3 protein-coding genes are annotated in these 3,284 nt (G+C 39.6%); all 3 read right to left on the bottom strand.

Features of this window, described 5'->3' with window-relative positions; all coding sequences use genetic code 11:
- Positions 1–330 precede the first annotated feature (330 nt).
- The 3 genes from EP737_RS24755 to EP737_RS24745 all read right to left on the bottom strand — a co-directional run bounded on the left by EP737_RS24755 (position 331) and on the right by EP737_RS24745 (position 2,905).
- Positions 331–1,005 carry a MarR family transcriptional regulator gene (locus EP737_RS24755; RefSeq protein ID WP_129732023.1) on the bottom strand — a complete coding sequence of 225 codons (675 nt, stop codon included), beginning with the start codon at positions 1,003–1,005 and terminating at the stop codon, positions 331–333.
- A 389-nt stretch (positions 1,006–1,394) separates the two neighbouring features.
- Positions 1,395–2,609 (bottom strand): relaxase/mobilization nuclease domain-containing protein, encoded by a 1,215-nt coding sequence (locus tag EP737_RS24750; RefSeq protein WP_129732021.1) that lies wholly within the window; start codon positions 2,607–2,609, stop codon positions 1,395–1,397.
- Positions 2,576–2,905: a MobC family plasmid mobilization relaxosome protein gene (locus EP737_RS24745; protein ID WP_129732019.1), complete on the bottom strand. Its 330-nt coding sequence runs from the start codon at positions 2,903–2,905 to the stop codon at positions 2,576–2,578. The genes EP737_RS24750 and EP737_RS24745 overlap by 34 nt, the downstream gene beginning before the upstream one ends.
- Positions 2,906–3,284 lie beyond the last annotated feature (379 nt).

Genomic DNA, 3,284 nt, shown 5'->3' with positions numbered 1-3,284 from the left:
GAAAGAGCCAAAACGAGCCGAAAAAAATTGTGCAAGGACAACCAAGAAAAAGAAATGGCAATAGCCATTAGGCGACGATTAAGGAGCCGGCTTTTTCTTGGTTGAGGGTGGAGATTTTTTGAGCGGGGTTCTCAAAAAATACTACCCGTTCCTTGCGGAATTTTTAGCTTTAATAGAGAGTGAGATAGTAAGTGTTTGAAAACAATTATGAAAGCTTGTTATATCAACATTTATAGTGTTTTTCATATGTATTGAATTCAATACATATGTGTATTGAATTCAATACATATGAATTTCAAAAAAAATAAAAGACTTGAAAAATCAAGCCTTTTAACAAAATTTTTGAGGTAAATTTTTAAGTTCACTTCTTTTATTAGCTTTTTCAAACATAATCTTTAACGTGTCATTTACATTATCCCTATCACCAGAATAAATAATGTTAGGATTTAAAAACAAAGCATAACTTCTAGCGTTTGTATGGTCTTTAAAAGTTTCTGCTTTAGCAATAATACCTTTATCAATCAGTTGATTAATAAGCCTTGTTGTATTTGTTCTGCTAGCTTTAATCACTTTAGCTATATCTGATTGAGTTAGAGGAACAGGATCTTTCTTATGTATATCATCAATGATGCAATTTGAACGAATACCAATGTAAGGCATAATTCTAAACAAGAATGTAATTTCTTCATTCTTCAAGTACTGATTTTCCATTAAAACTTTCAAATTATCCTGTGAAATCTGCACAAATCTCCCTCTATTTTTTACTTTTTTTTCGGGGACAAGCTTCATGCCTTTAGATTGAGCCTTCGCCTGTAATTCGTTAGCAATCTCCATCTCTTTATCACTTAATATTTTACTACTTTCAATATCCCTTGATCTTGACCGCTTAGAAGCTTCTGATGTAGCAGAAATAATAGCCTTTACTCCTTCTGGAAGTTCTTCAAATTTTTCTTTCTTAAGCTTCCTTTCAAGCTCTTTTTGAGTTTCTTCCACACGACGACTCATAAAAATTTCCTCTCCTTCGCTACTAGAAGGAGCTAACCCACTTATGATAGAATATATACATACTTACTAAGGGATTAACCCCTTCATCCAATTTTTTGTAAAAAAACCCCAAAGTTTGGACGCCGAGGGGTTTTTTTACGTCTACATTTGTCATTCCACGTAATCTATTATAATCCTTTTTAACTAGCACTGGTGAAAACTAGTGTTTTTTTTATTCTTAGTCTATCAGTATCCATGTTCATTTTGACACCCTTTTTCAAGGCATAGAAATACCCAAAAGAGAAAACAGATACTTTACCCCTATATACAGCGGAACAACGAATACAGCCGTTCCTAGGCCATATTTCGCTACATCTAACCAATCGTTAAGAAAAATGTTTTTTCTAGCATTACCTACCAAGTTCAAAGTCTTGCGTTCTAACTCGCTTACGCTGTCTTGCACGTTGTTTCTCATGTTTTTGATCTCGGTCTGCATGTCGATTTTTATCTCGTTCATTTGCTTGTTCAGGTTGCTTTGGATCTCTTGAAGCTGCTGAATCGTTTGAGCGTTGTTTTGCATCATTTCGTTCTTGCCATTTACCAAAACCTTCTGCAAGGCTGCGTTGCTCCCCTGCAAGAGCAGCTCTTGCTTTTTCAATATCGAAATCATTCCCTGTTGAACGGTTTCGCTCGTTCCCTTTATCTGCGCTAACTCTTGTTCTATCGTTACTTTCGCTACGGTTTGTTTGTCCATCTGAACGCTGACGTAGCCCTTCAGAATGTCCATAAGTTTTTGATTGTCCTCCAAATTCCTCTGCAACTCTTTGACTAGTTGAATGACTGTCTCGTTCTCTTTCTCTAGTGGAACTTGGTAATTCGGTGACTCCTCGCTTTTTACTCGATTCAATTTGTCTACCAAAGCCATCTTCTAGCACCCCTTTTTCATAATCGTGACCTAATTTTGTCCCTCTCACAAATCGCTGCTGCTCTGGATGCTTAAAGCTAACATTCTTGTTCTGGATCTTCATCTCAATTTCAAATTTATCTTGTAAATATGTCTTCATTTCTTGTAAAGAGCTGCTGTTATCTCGTGCTAGTTTTACAGCTTCCCTGATTTCATCTTTCCAACTCATTTCCCCACGTTTTGCAAGACCATATTCTGCTCGATGATATCGTTCTTTTGCCGGTTCTTGCACAATAGACAGCCCTCTTTCTAAACACAGACGATCACTTACTTCCCTTACTTTCTCAATGGCCTGTTTTCCGTGTGCCTGATACTTCTTTCCATCCTCAAAACTAACGGAATTAATGACAATGTGATTATGAATGTGTTCTTTGTCAGTATGGGTATACACGACTGCCTCATACCCTTTGGCAATCTCTCTCGCTAAATCTTGTCCCATTTGATTTGCTAATTCAGGAGTCACTTCTCCTGGCTTAAATGATTGAATCACATGATGGGCTTGTATTCCCTCTGTTTTTCCCCATAACTCTCTAGTAGCCTTAAATTGCGATTTTGCATATTCTGCAGGACAATCCACCCCTGAACGCTCCATAGCCCTTTTCTCAGCGTAAGAGAGCAATCTATTTGCTACTTTTGTAGTGCTGAGTTGAATTGTTGCCATATTTCATTCAACTTCCTTTCTAAGCCCTCTAATTGCTCCATAGAGACGTTTTGCCCTTGATTCAGGCGTTTTGCTATCTGATTCACGTTTACGCCAATAGAGCGCAATTCTCGGGCTATCTCGAACGCTCCCTCTCTATCAATCTTCGGAGGTCGCATTCTCGCACCTTGTGCCTTTGCCTTTACGAAGGCAGGCACACTCATTTGAAAGCTGTTCGCGATCTGCTCCAGCTTTTCAAATTCGTCGTCGCTCACACGAAATTTAATCTGTCGACTCTCTTTCCTGTTCTCTCCCAAAATCAAACGACCGCCCTTCCATCAAATGGTCCCCATTTGAGTCATCATCCCCATTGGATAATGTTACCAGTATTATCCAATGCTATCATGATAACAGAAGGTTGGCAAGCTCTATATTTGGTACCCAAATAAGCTTGTTGGGGCACGCCCCAAACCCCAGAAAACCTTGGGCGCTGCCCAAACCCGCAAGGGGAAACCTTCCCCTTGACCCCCTCCAAAAAACTCCCCCAACCCCCTCATGTTTTGAGGGGGCTCCCTCGCCGGTAGGCAGGTCAAAACGGTAACCGTTTTAACAATCCAAGAGGGTCTTGGTGTAGTGACCGTGTCCACTCCTTATCCTCCCGTTCCCTTCCGGGTCCGGTCCGGTACCGTTGACACG

This window comes from Ectobacillus funiculus, from assembly GCF_004138295.1.
Classification (GTDB): Bacteria; Bacillota; Bacilli; order Bacillales; family Bacillaceae_G; genus Ectobacillus; species Ectobacillus funiculus.
This window is presented reverse-complemented; position numbering and strand designations above follow the sequence as displayed.